18 protein-coding genes and 3 pseudogenes are annotated in these 18,044 nt (G+C 65.2%); 11 read left to right on the top strand and 10 right to left on the bottom strand.

The window, feature by feature from the left end:
- Window positions 1–197: 197 nt before the first annotated feature.
- Window positions 198–964, bottom strand: a pseudogene (locus HAP54_RS34040) (IS5 family transposase).
- 514 nt (window positions 965–1,478) lie between these two features.
- A complete protein-coding gene (locus tag HAP54_RS34035; protein ID WP_166294723.1) occupies window positions 1,479–2,249 on the bottom strand; it encodes a gamma-glutamyl-gamma-aminobutyrate hydrolase family protein in 771 nt (256 codons plus the stop codon).
- Between the two features lie 266 nt (window positions 2,250–2,515).
- Here HAP54_RS34035 and HAP54_RS34030 point away from each other — a divergent pair, with 266 nt between their 5' ends.
- Complete coding sequence (locus HAP54_RS34030; RefSeq protein ID WP_166294721.1) at window positions 2,516–3,658, top strand: AI-2E family transporter; 1,143 nt, start codon at window positions 2,516–2,518, stop codon at window positions 3,656–3,658.
- Between the two features lie 73 nt (window positions 3,659–3,731).
- Here the strand turns inward: HAP54_RS34030 and HAP54_RS34025 are convergent, their stop codons facing one another.
- From HAP54_RS34025 to rplM, 5 genes and pseudogenes are all read right to left on the bottom strand, one after another.
- Window positions 3,732–4,028 (bottom strand): antibiotic biosynthesis monooxygenase family protein, encoded by a 297-nt coding sequence (locus tag HAP54_RS34025; RefSeq protein ID WP_166294719.1) that lies wholly within the window; start codon window positions 4,026–4,028, stop codon window positions 3,732–3,734.
- A gap of 117 nt (window positions 4,029–4,145) precedes the next feature.
- Window positions 4,146–4,382, bottom strand: a complete 237-nt coding sequence (locus HAP54_RS34020; protein WP_166294717.1) for a hypothetical protein — start codon at window positions 4,380–4,382, stop codon at window positions 4,146–4,148.
- Window positions 4,383–4,426: 44 nt separating this feature from the next.
- Window positions 4,427–5,645 (bottom strand): annotated as a pseudogene (locus HAP54_RS34015) (diguanylate cyclase).
- 246 nt (window positions 5,646–5,891) lie between these two features.
- The gene (gene rpsI / locus HAP54_RS34010; protein ID WP_029082849.1) at window positions 5,892–6,368 is read right to left on the bottom strand and encodes a 30S ribosomal protein S9; all 477 of its coding nucleotides are present in this window, start codon (window positions 6,366–6,368) and stop codon (window positions 5,892–5,894) included.
- Window positions 6,369–6,833 (bottom strand): 50S ribosomal protein L13, encoded by a 465-nt coding sequence (rplM, locus tag HAP54_RS34005; protein WP_029082848.1) that lies wholly within the window; start codon window positions 6,831–6,833, stop codon window positions 6,369–6,371.
- Here rplM and HAP54_RS34000 point away from each other — a divergent pair.
- Window positions 6,772–6,972 (top strand): hypothetical protein, encoded by a 201-nt coding sequence (locus HAP54_RS34000; protein WP_166293422.1) that lies wholly within the window; start codon window positions 6,772–6,774, stop codon window positions 6,970–6,972. The genes rplM and HAP54_RS34000 overlap by 62 nt on opposite strands.
- A gap of 14 nt (window positions 6,973–6,986) precedes the next feature.
- On the opposite strand, the gene HAP54_RS33995 is transcribed toward HAP54_RS34000, so the two are convergent.
- Window positions 6,987–7,415, bottom strand: coding sequence for a PaaI family thioesterase (locus HAP54_RS33995; RefSeq protein WP_166294715.1), 429 nt, complete (start codon window positions 7,413–7,415; stop codon window positions 6,987–6,989).
- A gap of 70 nt (window positions 7,416–7,485) precedes the next feature.
- Between HAP54_RS33995 and HAP54_RS33990 the strand changes: the two genes are divergently transcribed.
- From HAP54_RS33990 to nadC, 8 genes are all read left to right on the top strand, one after another.
- Window positions 7,486–8,313, top strand: coding sequence for an enoyl-CoA hydratase (locus tag HAP54_RS33990; protein ID WP_166294714.1), 828 nt, complete (start codon window positions 7,486–7,488; stop codon window positions 8,311–8,313).
- A gap of 106 nt (window positions 8,314–8,419) precedes the next feature.
- Window positions 8,420–9,004, top strand: a complete 585-nt coding sequence (locus HAP54_RS33985) for a CoA-binding protein (RefSeq protein ID WP_166294712.1) — start codon at window positions 8,420–8,422, stop codon at window positions 9,002–9,004.
- A 148-nt stretch (window positions 9,005–9,152) separates the two neighbouring features.
- Window positions 9,153–10,433, top strand: a complete 1,281-nt coding sequence (locus HAP54_RS33980; protein WP_166294710.1) for an O-acetylhomoserine aminocarboxypropyltransferase — start codon at window positions 9,153–9,155, stop codon at window positions 10,431–10,433.
- 130 nt (window positions 10,434–10,563) lie between these two features.
- Window positions 10,564–10,968 carry a hypothetical protein gene (locus HAP54_RS33975; protein WP_166294708.1) on the top strand — a complete coding sequence of 135 codons (405 nt, stop codon included), beginning with the start codon at window positions 10,564–10,566 and terminating at the stop codon, window positions 10,966–10,968.
- Between the two features lie 12 nt (window positions 10,969–10,980).
- Window positions 10,981–11,937, top strand: a complete 957-nt coding sequence (locus tag HAP54_RS33970; RefSeq protein ID WP_166294706.1) for an NUDIX hydrolase — start codon at window positions 10,981–10,983, stop codon at window positions 11,935–11,937.
- A 54-nt stretch (window positions 11,938–11,991) separates the two neighbouring features.
- Window positions 11,992–12,978 (top strand): quinolinate synthase NadA, encoded by a 987-nt coding sequence (gene nadA, locus HAP54_RS33965; RefSeq protein ID WP_166294704.1) that lies wholly within the window; start codon window positions 11,992–11,994, stop codon window positions 12,976–12,978.
- Window positions 12,975–14,525 (top strand): L-aspartate oxidase, encoded by a 1,551-nt coding sequence (locus tag HAP54_RS33960; protein ID WP_166294703.1) that lies wholly within the window; start codon window positions 12,975–12,977, stop codon window positions 14,523–14,525. The genes nadA and HAP54_RS33960 overlap by 4 nt, the downstream gene beginning before the upstream one ends.
- Window positions 14,522–15,373 carry a carboxylating nicotinate-nucleotide diphosphorylase gene (gene nadC / locus HAP54_RS33955; protein WP_166294701.1) on the top strand — a complete coding sequence of 284 codons (852 nt, stop codon included), beginning with the start codon at window positions 14,522–14,524 and terminating at the stop codon, window positions 15,371–15,373. The genes HAP54_RS33960 and nadC overlap by 4 nt, the downstream gene beginning before the upstream one ends.
- A gap of 38 nt (window positions 15,374–15,411) precedes the next feature.
- Here nadC and HAP54_RS33950 read toward each other — a convergent pair whose 3' ends face one another.
- On the bottom strand, window positions 15,412–16,497 hold the full coding sequence (locus tag HAP54_RS33950) for a COX15/CtaA family protein (protein ID WP_166294699.1): 1,086 nt from the start codon (window positions 16,495–16,497) through the stop codon (window positions 15,412–15,414).
- 190 nt (window positions 16,498–16,687) lie between these two features.
- Between HAP54_RS33950 and HAP54_RS33945 the strand changes: the two genes are divergently transcribed.
- Window positions 16,688–16,897: a DUF2842 domain-containing protein gene (locus HAP54_RS33945; protein ID WP_029082837.1), complete on the top strand. Its 210-nt coding sequence runs from the start codon at window positions 16,688–16,690 to the stop codon at window positions 16,895–16,897.
- Here HAP54_RS33945 and HAP54_RS33940 read toward each other — a convergent pair.
- Window positions 16,894–17,959, bottom strand: a pseudogene (locus tag HAP54_RS33940) (polysaccharide deacetylase family protein). The gene HAP54_RS33945 and the pseudogene HAP54_RS33940 sit on opposite strands and share 4 nt — an antisense overlap.
- Window positions 17,960–18,044 lie beyond the last annotated feature (85 nt).

The following is an 18,044-nucleotide window of genomic DNA, read 5'->3' as shown; positions in this document are numbered from 1 at the left end:
CCCCCGCAGCAAAAATATTTCGCTTTATCAGAAATACAACTCGGTGTATGGTTCGCCCGTCTCACCCGATCGAGGGGCGCTTCGCGGTCGTCACGAACGCGGTGTGGGATGCTGTGGACGCTGAGTGTGGTGTTGACGAGAGCACGCGAAGCGGACGGTGAAGTCGTGAGGTCCTGACGCCCTAGGTGGTGTGGACACTAGCGCATCCATAGAACGATGGCTGCGAGAGTGACGACGGCCCGGTAGTTCCGGGCCGTTTTTTCGAAGCGGGTTGCGACGCGGCGGAACTGCTTGAGCTTTGAGAAGCAGCATTCGACGAGATGACGCTGGGCATAGAAATGCTTGTCGAGTGGATATTTGAGCGCGCGTGACGGGTTGTTGGGGATCACGGCGAGCGCGCCTTTGGCGGCGATGGCTTGGCGCAAGTGATCGGCGTCATAGGCCGTATCGGCCATGACGACCTCGGCGGATAAGCCTTCGATCAATGCGGCGGCTTGCGGTGCATCGCCCTTCTGACCTGCGGTGAGCGTGAACCGCACCGGACATCCCAAGCCTCGAACGGCCATATGTATCTTGGTGCTCAGGCCGCCGCGCGAGCGGCCGATCGCTTGATCTTCCGCTTGATCTTCAGACCCCCCTTTTTGGCGCCGGCGGCGTGCTGATGCGCCCGAACGATGGTGGAATCGACGATCAGATATTCGAAGTCCGGATCATCGGACATCGCCTCGAAGATCCGCCACCAAACACCCTTGATGCTCCATCGACTGAAGCGCCGGAACACGCTGTTCCAGTCCCCAAACACCTCCGGAAGATCGCGCCAGGGAGACCCCGTACGCACGATCCACAGCACACCTTCCACGAACATCCGGTTGTCGCGCCCGGTGGAGCCCTTCTGATCGGGGCGCCCTATGATCAGCGGCGCTATCCGCTCCCACGCCGCGTCGCTCAATACCAAACGGTCCATCACACCCAAGGCGGCCTCCCCAAAAGCAGCCTTGAATCTGATTTGCTCCTAAAAGGGAATCCTTAGAGTCCACACCACCTAGTGGCCGGTGTCCCCTTGCGAAACGCGCAGGCGTTTTTGCGAAGGCGGTGACAAACAAGCCCAGTCTCGCCGGGGAGAGCACGAAGTAAGCCGTAACCCATCGCGCAGGGAAAGCCGGAGTGTTTTCCGGTTACACCTGTGGTCCTACCCCCGAGCTTTCTACCTTTTGCTCGGGGCCCATGGGTGCGATCGGCACCCGGCTTTCCCTGCGCCCTCTGTTCAAGAGAGGGCGGAACGAAGAGCAAAGCTCGGGCAAATCATGTCGCGAGAACGCGAAGCTGCGTCCCCACCCACATCTGTCATCGCCCGGCTCGACCGGGCGATCCAGTACGCCGCGGCCTTTCGGCTCAAGCACTGGCGTCTCTGGAATACTGGATCACCCGCATGCGCGGGTGATGACACCGAATTTGCCCTGGATCGCGGTGAAATCGCCCTACGCCGCCCGCCGCCGTTCGCGCAGCGCGTCGCCGAAGGCTTCGAACAGCGCGCGGTTGATCGGATTGCGCTGCGGATCGTATTCGGCGTGCCACTGCACGCCCAGCGCAAAGCCGGGCGCATCCGCGATGCGGATCGCCTCGATGGTGCCGTCCTCGGCAATGCCCTCGATCACGACCCGCTTGCCCGGCTGAAGGATACCCTGGCCGTGCAGCGAATTGACCCGGATGGTCTCGCGGCCAAGGATCTTTGCGAAGGCGCCCCCCGGCGTCAGTGCGACATCGTGGCGGTCGGCGAACACCACGGTGGGATCGGGGTGGATTTCGCCGTTGTCCAGCCGCGGCATCCGGTGGTTCATGCGGCCTGGAATCTCTCGGATCTCCGGATGCAGCGAGCCGCCGAACGCGACGTTCATCTCCTGCAGGCCGCGGCAGATGCCGAAGATCGGCACGCCGCGCGCCACACAGGCCTCCGACAGCGCGAGCGCGACGTCATCGCGGTGGAGGTCATAGGGTTCGTGCGCGGCACAAGGTTCGGTATTGAAGCGCGTCGGATGGACGTTGGCGCGGGCCCCGGTCAGCACCACGCCGTCGACCACGTCGAGCAAGGCGCCGACGTCGGTGATGTCTGGGCTGCCAGCGAACATCAGCGGCACCGCACCCGACACATCGGCAACCGCGCGAAGATTGCGCTCCCCGACCATCTGGACTGTGAAACGATTTTCGATGCGATGGGCGTTTCCGATCACGCCGACCACGGGCCGTCTCATTATCGAAGTCTCGCGCAATGATTCTTCTAAGTTTGCGACGTTGCGGAGACGATCATGCCCTCGAGTTCCCGCCGGATCAACTGTCTATATCTGCACAGGGGGGCTTGCAGTCCTGCACAGTTGGGCACCGGGGGCCCAAAAATGCGGCCAGTTGCGCCCCGGCGCCGCGGCGCGTCAGCGGCAAACCGGCACGGTCCGCCCAGCTTGATCCCGGCGGGATTTTCGCCAATGACTGCTTCGGACACCGTCGCAAAGGGGAATTACCCGTGACAGAACCGGCTGACAATCGCCTGCAGGCCCGCAACGACATGGCATGGGCGATCGCCGTCGGAGGCATCGGCGCCGTGCTGTTCGCCGCGCTGCTGATGTTCGCCTGGCATTTCGCCGCGACCTTGTTCCTGCTGTTCGCCGGCATGCTGCTCGGCGTCGGCCTGAACGCGATGGCCGCCCTGCTCGGCCGGCTGACCGGGCTGCCTCACGCGTTGCGGCTTGCGATCGTCTGCCTGGCGATGGCCGGACTATTGTCCGGCATCGTGTTCCTCGGCGGCACCACGATCGCGCAGCAGGCCACGGTGTTGAGCAACACGATCAAATCGCAGCTCGGCAGCGTCAAGGAATTCCTCGAGCAGCATGGCGTCGACACCAGCTATCTCGATTTCACCAATGCGGCAGGCGAAGCGAAACCCGACGGCACCGGCGTGGCGACGACGACAACGGCGCCCGCAACGTCGCAGTCGCACGGCATCCCCGGGGCCGGCGCGCTGGCCTCGAGCGGCGGCGCCATCATCAGCCAGACGCTGAAGGTGCTGCTCGGCACCGTCAGCGTCGTCGGCAATTTCTTCATCGTGCTGTTTCTAGGCCTCGCCTTCGCGGCCCAGCCAAGCATCTACCGCGCCGGGCTGTTGTTCATCGCGCCGGCCAAATACCGCGCGCAGGCCACCATCATCGTCGATCGCATCGGCGAGACGCTGGAACGCTGGCTGATCGCGCAGATCATCACCATGGCGGCGGTGCTCCTCGTCACCTGGATCGGGCTTGCCATCATCGGCATTCCGAGCTCGTTCATTCTCGGCATCCAGGCCGGATTGCTGGCCTTCATTCCAACGGTCGGCGCGATCATCGCCGGACTGATCGTGGTGCTGGCAAGCCTCGCCTCGGGATGGATCGCCGCGCTGAGCGCGTTCATCCTGTTCCTTGGCGTGCACGCGCTGGAGAGTTACGTGATCACGCCGATCGTGCAGCGGCAGGCGCTCGACATCCCGCCGGCGACGCTGTTCGCGTTCCAGATCCTGCTCGGCGTCGTGTTCGGCATCTGGGGGCTGGCCTTGGCGCTGCCGCTGATGGCGATCGCCAAGGTGATGATCGACCATTTCAAGGCAGAGGATCAGGCGCCTGCGCAGGTCGCGTAAAATTAGACCGTTTTCGAGCGAAGTGAACACCGGTTCGCGTGAAGAAAACGCGTCAAGACAAGAATCCCTTGCCTTAGCTGGTCAGCACCGTCTCGGTGTGCTCGACCTCGGGCGCCGCCGCGAAATAGGGGCCGACCAGCGCGCGCCAGGCGGTGAAATCCTCGGAGCCGCGGAAATCGACGGTGTGGTTCTCCAGCGTCTCCCACTTCGCCACCAGCCGGTAGCGCGACGGCTTCTCGATCGAGCGGTGCAGCTCAAACCCCTTGCCGCCCTTGGCGCGCAGGAACAGCGGGCGCGCCTTGGCCACCGCGGCCTCAAAATCCTTCTCGCTGCCGGGCTTGACGTCGATCTGTGCGATTTCGGTGATCATTGGGCTGTCGCCTCCCTTGATTGGTTTCCCTTGGGAAAGGCCCCGTCTCTAGCCCAGCCGGCGAAAAAGCAAAAGGCGCCCCGCCCGGGGCGCCTCCTCTGTCGATCCTGCGGCGGTTCAGTTGAACAGCAATACGGTACCGGCAACGATCAGCATCGCGCCAAGCAGCATCACGACCGGCCAGCGGCTTCTGGGCTGTTGGTATCGGCCCTGCGCGCGCCGTTCGGCGATCAGCGCGGTCTCATATTCATCGGAGTTCGAGAACAGGCAGGCGAAGCCGCTGCGCGCCGAAACCGCGTCGGCTTCGAGCGACATCAGGGCTGACTGGGGATTGCGGGTGCGGATCGACTCCATGCCCGAAAGCATGGGATCGAATGGTTAACCGGTCGTTACCGCGCTCATGTCCGCACCGTCGCCGGCTTCTGCCGCGCCGCTGCGGGCAGGCCCGCGGTCTTGCGCCGCCAGTTCTCCAGCGACAGCGGCAACTCCTCCGCCGCCTCGACGCGGTTGCGGCCGCCGCGCTTGGCCTGGTAGAGCGCGGTGTCGGCCGAGGCCAGCAGCTACCTCGAGCTCGGTGCCGGCGGGGCCGCCGGCCACGCCGATGCTGACCGTGGTGTCGACCGGACCTTCTTCGCAGGCGATATTGCTGTTCTCGAAGGCCTCGCGCACGCGCTCGGCGACCAGCACGCCCTCATCGAGCGAACACGGCAGCAGCGCCGCGAATTCCTCGCCGCCGATCCGGCCCGACAGGTCGCTGATCCTGAGACTGTTGACCACGACGGCGGAGAACAGTTTCAGGATCTCGTCGCCGGCGGGATGACCGAAGCGGTCGTTGATCGACTTGAAATGATCGATGTCGAAGATCATCACCGTGACCGGCCGACCCGCATTGGCCTCGCGCTCGATCACCCGCGTGCAGGCCTCGGTGAAGCCGCGGCGGTTGAGCATGCCGCTCAGCGGGTCGACCGACGCGGCGGTCTTGTGCACGGCCACCGCGCGGTCCGATACCATCATGAAAATCACGAACACCGTGCCGATCGCGTACAGCACGAGCTCGATCGAGAACAGCGTGACCCAGAAGCTGCTGACGTAGTTCTGGCCGTTGAATCGCAGCAGGTCGCCGACCAGGATCGGCAGCATCAGCACGCAGCCGTGCGCGACCGGGATCACGATCGCGAGCCAGCGCCGCTGCAGCACGCGGCGGCGCTCGCTCCACAGCTCGGAGGCGGTCAGCGCGGCGTAGATCGCGACGATCCCGGCGCCGATCGTCAGGCGCAGCGCGTGATCGTCCAACGTCATCGCGGCACCGATCCACGCGATCGGACCGAGCACGAGGCCCGGCAGATTGGCCTTGCGGCCGTGGAAGATGCGCGCGGCATTCCAGACCATGCCGCAGGCCGCGAAGCCGATCGCATTCAACCCCATCAGGACCATGGCGTCGAGGGTCGAGCTGCCGACCGTCCAGAGTGCGACCGAGGCCGCGCCGAGCAGATAGGCGGTGCCCCACCATTTCAGCGCGGGAATGTTCTCCTGCCTGCCGAACAGCCACAGCATGGCGCCGAGCATGCCCGCAACCATGGTGGCGAACAAATAAAGTGTCGATGGATCGAACGACATAACTCACGCCAGCCCGGTGTGATGCAACGTTCGCAGGCGCAAATAAAAGGTGATGCAGCGCCAGTGCGAGCCCGCACGCTAGAAGGCCCGAGTTCCAATTTCGTTTGCACGCACACGCAAGTTTTCTTGAAAAACTGCGCTAATTCGCTTCGAAGCTCTCTCCATTGGGCGCAGCAAAAAGGGCGCCTCTCGGCGCCCTCTGCAACTCGATGCTCACGGCAATTGCCGCGAATTTTAGAACTCGAATTAGCGCTTCGAGAACTGGAAGGACTTGCGGGCCTTCGCCTTGCCGTACTTCTTGCGCTCGACCGTGCGAGAGTCGCGGGTCAGGAAGCCGCCCTTCTTGAGGACGCCGCGCAGCTCGGGCTCGAAATTGGTCAGCGCCTTCGAGATGCCGTGGCGGACAGCACCGGCCTGGCCGGACAGACCGCCGCCGGCGACGGTGCAGATCACGTCATACTGGCCGTTACGGGCGGCAGCGACCAGCGGCTGCTGGATCATCATGCGCAGCACCGGACGGGCGAAGTAGATTTCGATGTCGCGGGTGTTGACCGAGATCTTGCCGGCACCCGGCTTGATCCAGACGCGGGCGACGGCGTCCTTGCGCTTGCCGGTGGCGTAGGCGCGGTTGAACTTGTCGACCTTCTTGACATACTTCGGCGCGTCGGGCGCGGCCGGCTTGACCTGCGAGAGCTGGTCGAGGGACTGCAACGTTTCGGACATTTATGCGGCCCTCGTGTTCTTGCGATTCAGGGAAGCGATATCGACCTTCTCGGGGCTCTGCGCTTCATGCGGATGCTCGGCACCCGGATAGACGCGCAGATTGCTCATCTGCATGCGGCCGAGCGGACCGCGCGGGATCATGCGCTCGATCGCCTTCTCGACGACGCGCTCGGGGAAGCGACCCTCGAGGATCTGCTTCGCGGTGCGCTCCTTGATGCCACCGATGAAGCCGGTGTGCTTGTAGTAAGTCTTCTGGTCGCGCTTGCGGCCGGTCAGCACCACATGTGCGGCGTTGACGATGATGACATTGTCGCCGCAATCGACATGCGGGGTGTAGGTGGGCAGGTGTTTGCCGCGCAGGCGCATCGCGACGAGCGTGGCGAGACGACCGACGACCAGACCCTTGGCGTCGATCACGACCCACTTCTTCGTCACTTCGGCGGGCTTGGCCGAGAACGTGCTCATGTGTGAAATCCGTGAAAAGCAAATCGGCGCCGAATGCGCCGAACTGGGCGGCTTTCTAGAGAAGCCGCGGCCGCGCGTCAACGGCGACATGACACAATTACATCAGCAAAAACAACAGCTTGAAAATATGGTGCAATAATACCGCGAAAAAGCCTATTGATTTGGAATGGAATAGGTCGCCGTGACGTGGGCGATCGGATCGGGCGAAGTGCCGGACAGCAGGTTCACCTCGCCGACCGCAAGCCGCTTGCCGAGCTTGAGCAGCTTGGCGACCGCGAGCACATCCTGGCTCGGCTGGCCCTTGCGCAGGAAGTTGATGTTGAGGTTGGTGGTGACGGCAAGGCCGATCGGCCCGATGGCCGACAGCAGCACCACATACATCGCGAAATCCGCCAGTCCCATCAGGGTCGGGCCGGACACCGTGCCGCCGGGCCGCAACATGCGCTCGCTGAAGCGCTGGCGCAGCAGGGCCGTCTCGCCGTCGGCGCTTTCGATCCTGATGTCGTCGTGGGTGAACGCCTGCGGAAATTCCTTGCGCAGGAACTCCTCCAGCTCAGCCACGCTCATTTTCGCAATCGCCATGCCGTCCCTGCCCTCGCTTCAGCCTGCCTGTTACATTAAGTTGTCATAGAGACCAAAGTGGAATTTCACCATGTCCGCCCAAGCTGCCCGCGCCGAAGCGCCGCAACATCAGCCAATCCTGCTGCGCGAGACCGTCGGCAGTATCGCGTTACTGACGCTCAATCGCCCCGCGGCGCGCAACAGCCTCTCCGAAGGCCTGATCCGCGAGATGCACGCTGCGCTGAATGATATCCGTGACGACAAAGCCATCCGCGGCGTCGTGCTCGCAGCCAACGGCCCGGCCTACTCCGCCGGCCACGACATGAAGGAGCTGACCGCGCGCCGCAGCGATGCCGACCGCGGCCGCGCCTATTTCGCCGAGATCATGAACGCATGCAGCGCGATGATGCAGGCCATCGTGCACCTGCCGAAGCCGGTTGTCGCCGCCGTGCAGGGCGTCGCGACGGCGGCAGGCTGCCAGCTCGTCGCCAGCTGCGACCTCGCAATTGCATCCGAGGCCGCGACGTTTGCGACGCCCGGCGTCGACATCGGGCTGTTCTGCTCGACGCCGATGGTGGCGCTGTCGCGCAACGTGCCGCGCAAGCAGGCGATGGAGATGCTGCTCACGGGCGAGCCGATCTCAGCGGCAACGGCGCAGAGCATCGGCCTGATCAACCGCGTGGTATCAGCAGGTACCGAACGCGACGCCGCGATCGCGCTGGCCGAGAAGGTCGCGCTGAAATCGGCCTACACCGTCAAGCTCGGCAAGGAGGCGTTCTATCGCCAGGCCGAGATGAGCCTCACTGAGGCCTATCGCTTCGCCGCCGAGGTGATGACCGAGAACATGATGGCGCGCGACGCCGAGGAAGGCATCGGCGCCTTCATCGAGAAGCGCGATCCGAAGTGGCAGGACAAATAACGCCCTCTTTGGGCGTCATTCCGGGGCTCGCGAAGCGAGAACCCGGAATCTCGAGATTCCGGGTTCGATGCTCCGCATCGCCCCGGAATGACAAACCGGAAGAAAAATGAATCACGACGCTTACGACGACAACTACATCCGCAGCATCCTGAACAGCGTGAAGTCGATCGCGATGGTCGGCGCCTCGCCGGTCAACGTGCGGCCGAGCTATTTTGCCTTCAAATATCTGGCGCAGCGCGGCTACGACATGATCCCGGTCAATCCCGGCCATGTCGGCAAGTCGCTGATGGGCAAGCCGTTCGTCGCTTCGCTTGCGGACATCGGTCGCCCGATCGACATGATCGACATCTTCCGCAATTCGAGCCACATCATGCCCGTCGTCGACGAGGCGCTGAAATTGTCGCCGCCGCCGAAGGTGATCTGGATGCAGCTTGGCGCACGCGACGATGCCGCGGCCGAGAAGGCGGAAGCCGCGGGCCTCAAGGTGGTGATGAATCGCTGCCCGAAGATCGAATATGGCCGGCTGTCGTCTGAGATCTCCTGGATGGGCGTCAACTCGCGCACGCTCAGTTCCAAGCGCGCGCCGATCCCGACGCAGGGTATGCGGCTGTCGCTCAACCGCACGAGTTTTGGCGGCGGCCAGACCGCGGCATCCGACCGCGCGGCGAAGAACAAGACCGAGACGAGCTGACATCGCAGCGGAATATTCCTTCCGATTGCCCGGTATAGCGTGGGATGCCCCTCCCAAAACTGGCGGCGTGCCCAACTCGCTTGACGGCGGGCGCCGCCGCCATCAGCATGCCGCGCGTTTCGACCAGGCCAGAACAGGACAAAAAAGAATGACCGATCGCGTTCCGGGATTTTCCACCCTCGCCGTGCACGCCGGCGCACAGCCTGATCCCACCACCGGCGCGCGGGCGACGCCGATCTACCAGACCACGTCATTCGTCTTCAACGACGCCGACCACGCCGCCTCGCTGTTCGGCCTGCAGGCGTTCGGCAACATCTATACCCGCATCGGCAACCCGACCAACGCGGTGCTCGAGGAACGCGTCGCAGCGCTGGAGGGCGGCACCGCGGCACTTGCGGTTGCCTCCGGCCACGCCGCGCAGCTCGTCGTGCTGCAGCAGCTGCTCCGGCCCGGCGACGAGATCATTGCGGCACGCAAGCTCTATGGCGGCTCGATCAACCAGTTCACCCATGCCTTCAAGGCGTTCGGCTGGAACGTGGCCTGGGCCGATCCCGACGAGATCGAAAGCTTCGAGCGCGCGGTGACGCCGCACACCAAGGCGATCTTCATCGAGTCGATCGCCAACCCCGCCGGCAGCATCACCGATATCGAGGCGATCGCCGCCGTTGCGCGCAAGGCCGGCGTGCCGCTGATCGTCGACAACACGCTGGCCTCGCCCTATCTGATCAAGCCGATCGATCACGGCGCCGACATCGTCGTGCACTCCCTGACCAAGTTCCTCGGCGGTCACGGCAACTCGCTCGGCGGCATCATCGTCGACGCCGGCACCTTCGACTGGTCGAAGGACAACAAATATCCGATGCTGAGCGAGCCGCGCCCGGAATATCACGGCATCCGGATCCAGGAGACCTTTGGCAATTTCGCCTTCGCGATCGCCTGCCGGGTGCTCGGGCTGCGCGACCTTGGCCCCGCGCTGTCGCCGTTCAACGCCTTCATGATTCTGACCGGCATCGAGACGCTGCCGCTGCGCATGCAGAAGCACTGCGACAACGCCAAGGCGGTGGCGGAATTCCTCTCCACCCACCCGGCCGTGTCGGCGGTGAACTACGCCGGGCTGCCCGGTGACCGGTATAACGCCCTGCAGCGCAAATACGCGCCGAAGGGCGCCGGCGCGGTGTTCACCTTCAGCCTCAAGGGCGGCTATGACGCCGGCGTCAATCTGGTGTCGAACCTGAAACTGTTCTCGCATCTCGCCAATGTCGGCGACACCCGCTCGCTGGTGATCCACCCGGCCTCCACCACCCACAGCCAGCTCGACGACGCCGCCAAGGTGAAGTCGGGCGCGGCACCCGACGTGGTCCGGCTCTCGATCGGCATCGAGGACAAGGAAGACCTGATTGCGGACCTGGACGAGGCCCTGCGCGCCTGATCCCGCGCTTGTTCCGGAGCGGTGCACCGCATCGCTCCAGTAACCTTGCCTAAAACGACGGGTCTCTTGTTAACGCTCAATCCGGCATAAAGTGGCAGTGATAGGCTCCGGATGATTCGGGAGACCATTGATGCTGCGCTGGATATTGCCGCTCGCGATCGCCCTGCTTGCGATTCCGCCTGTTGACGCCGCCGACGGCCCTGTCGTCGCCAAGAGCACAACCGTCAAGGCCGCGCGCCAATTGCCGGCTGGCCTGCCGCGCCGGAACTACGCCTACCGCACCACCATCGCGCCGCCGACCTATGTGCGGCGCGGACGCCAGCTCGTGGTGGTCGAGCCTGAGGTGATCCCGCTGAACGCCGAGCCGTACATCCCGTACGTGGTGGGTGAACCGCTGCTGCCGGGATCGTCGTCGCTGCCCGGCTATTACGGCAACTGGCATTCCTACAACTATTTCGGCCCCTATTACGGCGGCGCCTATGTGACCTACTGGGACCGCCTGCCCTACGCCTGCGGCGTCTACGGCTACTGCTAGCGCGGGACGAGCGTGGCCAGATCGCCGCAGAAAACCAGCGCAGGCGCTTCGGGGAACTCGATCACCGCCGATCTCGTCGCGGTGCTGGTCGCCGTCACCGACGGCACGCCCAAGATCGTAACCATCGCCGGCGGCGCCGCGCTGCCGAGCGGCCCGTTCGAGTTCACCCACCGCTCGCTGCAGACCGCGTTGCGGGCCTGGGTCGAGGCCCAGACCGGCCACCCGCTCGGCTATGTCGAACAGCTCTACACCTTCGCCGACCGCGGCCGGTCCGGCGACGCCAGGTCGCCGCACAGCGTTTCGATCAGCTATCTCGGCCTGACCCGCGAGGACAAGGTCGGCGAAGGTTTCGAGGCGCACTGGTCCGGCTGGTACGACTACTTTCCCTGGGAGGATCATCGCGCCGGCGCGCCGGCGTTCGTCGCCAAACTGATTGCGCCGAAACTGAAAGCCTGGGCGAAAGCGGCGCCGTCACCGACGCTGCAGCGCGAGCGCTGGCAGCGCTGCGCCATCACCTTCGGCCTCGATGACCGCGACTGGAACGAAGAGCTGGTGCTGCAGCGCTACGAGCTGCTCTACGAGGCCGGGCTGATCCCGGAGGCGGGCCGTGCGCAAGCCCGCGAGGCATTGGTCATACCAGGAAAACCGATGACGGCGGATCATCGCCGCATTCTCGCAACCGGCATCGCGCGGCTGCGCGCCAAAATCAAATACCGCCCTGTGGTATTCGAGCTGATGCCCGCCGAGTTCACCCTGCTGCAACTGCAACGCAGTGTTGAGGCGCTCGCAGGCCGGCTGGTCCACAAGCAGAACTTCCGCCGGCTCATCGAGCAGCAGGAACTCGTTGAAGAAACTGGCGCAATGGCCGCCGATACCGTCGGACGGCCGGCCAAGCTGTTCCGCTTCCGCCATGCCGTGCTGGCCGAACGGGCCGTCGCCGGCACCAAGCTGCCGCTTTCGCGCACTTGACACGCCTTATGCTCAGGATAAGTATAAGCCATCTTATGCTCACGGAGAGTATAAATGGTTGCACTCGATACCGATCTGCTCGCCCGCACTGCACCGCTCTATGAGCGCGTCAAGCGCGTCATCCCGCCGTTCGAATGGGCCACTTTCGCCGAGGACGTCGATGCGATCCTCGCGCTGAAACGCCGCCGCAATGCGGTGGTGCTGGCGCACAATTACCAGACACCGGAAATCTTCCACGGCGTCGCCGATATCGTCGGCGACAGCCTCCTGCTCGCGCGCGAGGCGACCAAGGTCGACGCCGATGTCATCGTGCTCGCCGGCGTGCACTTCATGGCCGAGACGGCAAAGCTGCTCAATCCGGCCAAGACCGTGCTGATCCCCGACCTGAAGGCCGGCTGCTCGCTGGCGGATTCCATCACGCCGGCTGACGTGCGGCTGATGCGCGCGCGCTATCCAGACGCGCCCGTCGTCGCCTATGTCAACACCTCGACCGCGGTGAAGGCGGAGTCCGATATCTGCTGCACCTCGGGCAACGCGCTGAAGGTGGTAGAATCGCTCGGCGCCGAGCGCGTCATCATGCTGCCGGATGAATATCTGGCGCAGAACATCGCGAAACAGACCAGCAAGAAGATCATCGCCTGGAAAGGCCATTGCGAGGTGCACGAGCTGTTCACCGCCGACGACGTGCGCCAGCTGCGTGAAAATCACCCCGACGTCACCATCCTGGCGCATCCGGAATGCCCGCCCGAAGTCGTCGCCGAAGCTGACTTTTCGGGATCGACGGCAGCGATGCAGTCGTTCGTCGAGACCAAGCGACCGCCCCGCGTCGTGCTGCTGACGGAGTGCTCGATGAGCGACAACATCGCGGCGCGCAATCCGGATATCGACTTCGTCCGCCCCTGCAATCTCTGCCCGCACATGAAGCGGATCACGCTGAAGAACATCCGCCACGCACTGGAGACCAATCAGCACGAGGTCACGATCGACCCCGCGATCGCCGATCGTGCGCGCAGGAGTGTCGAAAGGATGCTGGCGATATGAGCACCGACATTTCCGATCTCGACGGCCGCCCGGTCATCATCGGCGGCGGCGCCGCGGGGCTGATGACCGCGCTTCAGCTCGCGCCCGAGCCGGTCGTGCTGCTGTCGAAATCGCCGCTCGGCGCGGAAGCCTCCAGCATGTGGGCGCAGGGCGGCCTCGCAGCGCCGGTCGGCGCAGACGACACCCCTGCCCTGCATCTGGCCGATACGCTTGCAGCCGGTGCCGGCCTCTGCGATGCGGCCGCAGCGTCCCGGATCGTTCATGCCGCACCCTCCGCCGTTGAGCACCTTGCCGAACTCGGCGTCGCATTCGACCGGCGCGCCGACGGCAGCTGGCGCCTCGGGCTCGAGGCCGCGCACGGCCGCAACCGCATCGTGCACGCCACCGGCGACGGCACCGGCCGCGAGATCATGCGCGCGCTGATTTCAGCGGTCCGCCGGACGCCATCGATCACGCTGCTTGAAGGCGTCGAGGCGCGCCGGCTGCTGGTCGAGGACAATGCGCTCAGGGGCGTGCTTGCAGCCAACGCAAGCGGCGCGCTGACGATCGTCACCAATCGCGTGGTGATTGCGACCGGCGGCATTGGCGGGCTGTTCGCCGACAGCACCAATCCGGGCGGATGCTTCGGTCAGGGGCTCGCGCTCGCGGCACATGCCGGCGCAACACTCTCGGATATCGAATTCGTCCAGTTTCATCCGACCGCCTTCGATGGGCCGTCACGGCCGATGCCGCTGTTAACCGAGGCGATCCGCGGCGACGGCGCAGTGCTGATCGACGAGACCGGGCAGCGCTTCATGGCCGACCAGCCCGGCGCCGAGCTCGCGCCACGCGACATCGTCGCGCGCGCGGTCTGGCGCCATCGTGCTGCAGGACATCGCACCTTCCTCGATGCGCGCAAACATCCGGGCGCGGATTTTGCGCCGCGCTATCCCGTGATCAGCGCGTTCTGCAAGATGGCCGGCATCGATCCGGCCTGCGATCCGATCCCGATCCGGCCGGCGGTGCACTATCACATGGGCGGCATCGCGGTGGACGGTTATGGACGCAGCACCGTGCAGGGCCTGTGGGCCTGCGGTGAAGCCGCGCGTACCGGACTGCACGGCGCCAACCGGCTCGCCAGCAACTCGCTGATGGAAGCGATCGTCTGCGCGCGCTGGGTCGCCGAAAGCATCGAAGGCGTGAGCGCGGGTCCGCGCGCGATGCTGCGCGACGAGGCGTTGCCGCCTGCCTCCGATCCCTCCGCCGTGCGGCCGATCCTCTCCCAGGGGCTCGGCGTGCTGCGCGACCACGACGGCATCGCACGCACGATCCGCGGCCTCACTCCGCTCGCGCGCGGTCAGAGTGCGGCATCCGACGCAGCGCTGGTCGGATTGATGATCGCGGTTGCCGCGATCCGACGCGAGGAAAGCCGTGGCGGTCATTTCCGCACCGATTTCCCGCACACCGCTTTGTCGGCGGCTCCGTCGTCCCTCACCCGTGACGAGGCGCTCGCCGCCGCGCGCGACATCGTCGAGTCCAAGCTGCCAGCCAGGAGTGCCCGCTCATGACCCTCAATCCCCTGTTGCCGCTGATCTACGAGCCGATCGTGCAGACCGCCCTGCGCGAGGACCTCGGCCGTGCGGGCGATATCACGGCAGATGCGATCGTACCGGCCACCCAGCAGGCGCGGCTGGTGATGCGGGCGCGGCAGCCCGGCGTGATCGCGGGGCTCGACGTGGCCCGCACCGCGTTCCAGACGGTGTCGCCTTCCATCACGCTGCGCGCCGAGCGGCCCGACGGCAGCGCGGTCGAACCCGACCAGGTCATCGCGATCATCGACGGCCCGGCCCGCAGCCTGCTCACCGCGGAACGAACCGCGCTCAACTTCCTCTGCCATCTGAGCGGCGTCTCGACCGCAACGGCGACGCTGGTCAAGGCGGTCGCAGGCACGCGCGCGCAAATCGTCTGCACCCGCAAGACCACGCCGGGACTGCGGGCGCTCGAGAAATATGCGGTGCGCGCCGGCGGCGGCGGCAATCACCGCTTCGGGCTCGATGATGCCGTGCTGATCAAGGACAACCACATTGCGCTTGCCGGCGGCATCCGCACCGCGATCGAGCGCGCCAAGGCCAATGCCGGTCATCTCGTCAAGATCGAGGTCGAGGTCGACACGCTGTCGCAGCTCGAGGAGGCGCTGGCGCTCGGCGTCGACGCGGTCCTGCTCGACAACATGACGACGGAGCAACTCAGCCAGGCGGTTCAGATGACGCGCGGCAAGGCGATCACCGAGGCCTCCGGCCGCATCACCGCAGCGACCGCCGCGGCGATTGCCGCGACCGGCGTCGATTTGATCTCGGTCGGCTGGGTGACCCACAGCTCGGCCGCGCTCGATATCGGGCTCGACTATCTCTCTTGATGGATCAGAGAGGTTGAAGGATCAACCGGGTTGAGGAATCAACCGGCCTGGCCGACCGGAACAAGGGTCGGCTGGTCCCGCTCGGTCCGGCGTACCGCGAAGCGCTCGGCCTGCAGCACCGCGAGCGTCAGCACGACGATCGCGACCGCCTGGTGCGTCAACGCCAGATCAATCGGCACCTGATGCAGCAGCGTCAGGATGCCGAGCGTCGCCTGTAGAGTGATCGCCGCAACCAGCCACCAGGCCCCCGCGATCACCGCCCCTCCGGCGCGCGCGCGCACGGCATCGATCGCATGTGCGATCGCCAGCGCGAACAGCAGATAGGCGGTCATGCGGTGCTCGAATTGCACCGTCAGCGTGTTGTCGAACAGGTTGCGCCACCACGGCGTCTCGAACCAGAGACGGTCAGCCGACGGAATCAAGCCGCCGTCGATCTCGGGCCAGGTGTTGTAGACCCTGCCCGCGCGCAGGCCCGCGACCAGCGCGCCGAAATAGAGCTGCACGAAGGTCAGCACCAGCAGCACCGCACTCGTGATCTTCAGCCTGAGCGGCGCGATCACGGACGGACGATCGGTCAATCGCCGCAGCGTCCAGACGATCGCCGCAAAGATCAACAGCGCCAGCACCAGGTGCGTCGCCAGACGATATTGCGACACCTCGAGGCGCTCCGAGAGACCGGACGCGACCATCCACCAGCCGACGCCGCCCTGCAGCGCGCCGAGGCCGAAGATGATCCACAGCCGCCGGCCAAGTTCGCCGCTCACCGCGCCGCGCCACAGGAAATACAGGAACGGCAGCAGATAGGCGGCGCCGATCACCCGACCGAGCAGCCGGTGGCTCCACTCCCACCAGAAGATCGTCTTGAACTGATCAAGCGTCATCCCGGCGTTGAGCTCGCGGTATTGCGGGATGGTCTTGTAGCCCTCGAAGGCCTGCGTCCACTGCGCCTCGGTCAGCGGCGGCAGCGCGCCGGTCACGGGCTTCCATTCGACGATCGACAGGCCAGACTCGGTGAGCCGCGTGGCACCGCCGACCAGCACCATCAGCGCGATCAGGGCAGCGACTGTGAACAGCCAGATCCTGACGGCGCGGAGCTGCGATGTCTTTGCGGAAGTACCGGCCATTTCGCCCTGACTTGATTGGATTTTCGCGCCCCTTATAGTCCGCCCTATCAGCGGCGCAAGCGCCGCCTGAAGCCTCGTTCCGATACTTCGGAACGAAGCTCCGGAATCTTGTTTTGACGCGTTTTCTTGACGCGAACCGGTGTCCACTTCGCTCGAAAACGCTCTCAATCACGAGTCATACATATCCGCCATGGCCATACGCACCCGCAAACTGCTCGGAACCATCGCCCTGCTCATCCTGGTCGTGGTGTGGTCGCTGCTTGGCATGACGATCGCCCAAACGCCGTGGCTCGCCAATTCGGGGCTGCTGCAGGCGATCTTCTACGTCGTCGCGGGTCTCGGCTGGGTGCTACCGGCGATGCCGATCGTCTCCTGGATGTCGCGGCCCGACCGCGCCTAGATCGCGGCCTGATCGCGCGCATGCCGCGTCGGCTGCACCGGCGGAAACATCACGCCGGACAGCAGCACCCGCATGATCCGCAGTGAGTGCACGCGGCCATCCCATGCGATGCGCGGCAGTGCATGGAGGTTGGTGCGTCCTTGCGCCTCGACGACACCCGATATGGTCGACACCGCGCTGGCAAAGCCGGCCTCCTCGGCCATCACCACATGCGGACGGCGGAACGCGTCGCGGTCCCCGAACGGATAGGCGAAATGCGGGACCGGCCGCCGCAGCGCGCTCTCGGCCACCGCCTTCCCCCATCGCCATCTCGCGATGTGCGTCGGCGTCGCGGAGGTTCGACAGCACGGAATAGTTCACCGTGGCGCTGCCGAACGTCACGTTTGGATCGGCCGCAAGCTTCGCGAGATCCTGCCAGTCGAGCGAGGTGCTGCGCGACATCTGCGCCGCGTCGGCCGCATAGCACCGGCCGAGATCATTCACCGCATACGACAAATCCGACGGCGGCAGCTTGCGCAGCCAGCCGGACAGAAAGTCGAACAGCTCATACTTGTCGGACAGCGTCGCGACCCCGAAGTGCCGTTCCCTGCCGTCGATCATCAGGCTGATGCGGCTTTCGCGCGCGATGATGTCCTCGAGCGCCAGCCACCACGCCACGCCCACGCCATCGGGAAACGCCGTCGGCAGATAGAGCGTGAAGGGGACGCCGTGCCGGGCGAGCACCGGATAGGCATGCGTGAGGATGTCTTTGCTGGCGCCGTCGAAAGTCAGGCAGGCAAAGCGCCGGTGCTCCGGCAAGGTCACCGCGCGGCGGCAGGCCTCCTCGATCCCGACGATGTCGTAGCGCCAGCGCTTCAGCGCACGGATCGTGCGATCGAGGAAGGCCGGCGTGACCTCCTGGGACTTCAGCGGCTGGAACCGGCCCCGGCGATTAGGGCGGACGCGCGCGAAGCGCAGGATCACTCCGGCGCCGCCGGCCTCGCGCTCGCGCAGGCGGAAGGCGCCACTGAAATACGCGAGCTCCATCCGGGCCCGTCGCAAAATCCCGTTGTCCGGCGCCAAGATTCCCGCCTCTGTCCGGCGGTTCCCACGCCCCGCCGCGGCATTGTTATTACTCTTTGTTGACATTTCCCTGCGAAGGTCGGCC

The organism is Bradyrhizobium sp. 2S1 (assembly GCF_011516625.5).
Lineage (GTDB): Bacteria > Pseudomonadota > Alphaproteobacteria > Rhizobiales > Xanthobacteraceae > Bradyrhizobium > Bradyrhizobium septentrionale.
Note: the sequence above shows the minus strand (reverse complement) of the source record. Positions and strands in the feature narration are given on the sequence as shown.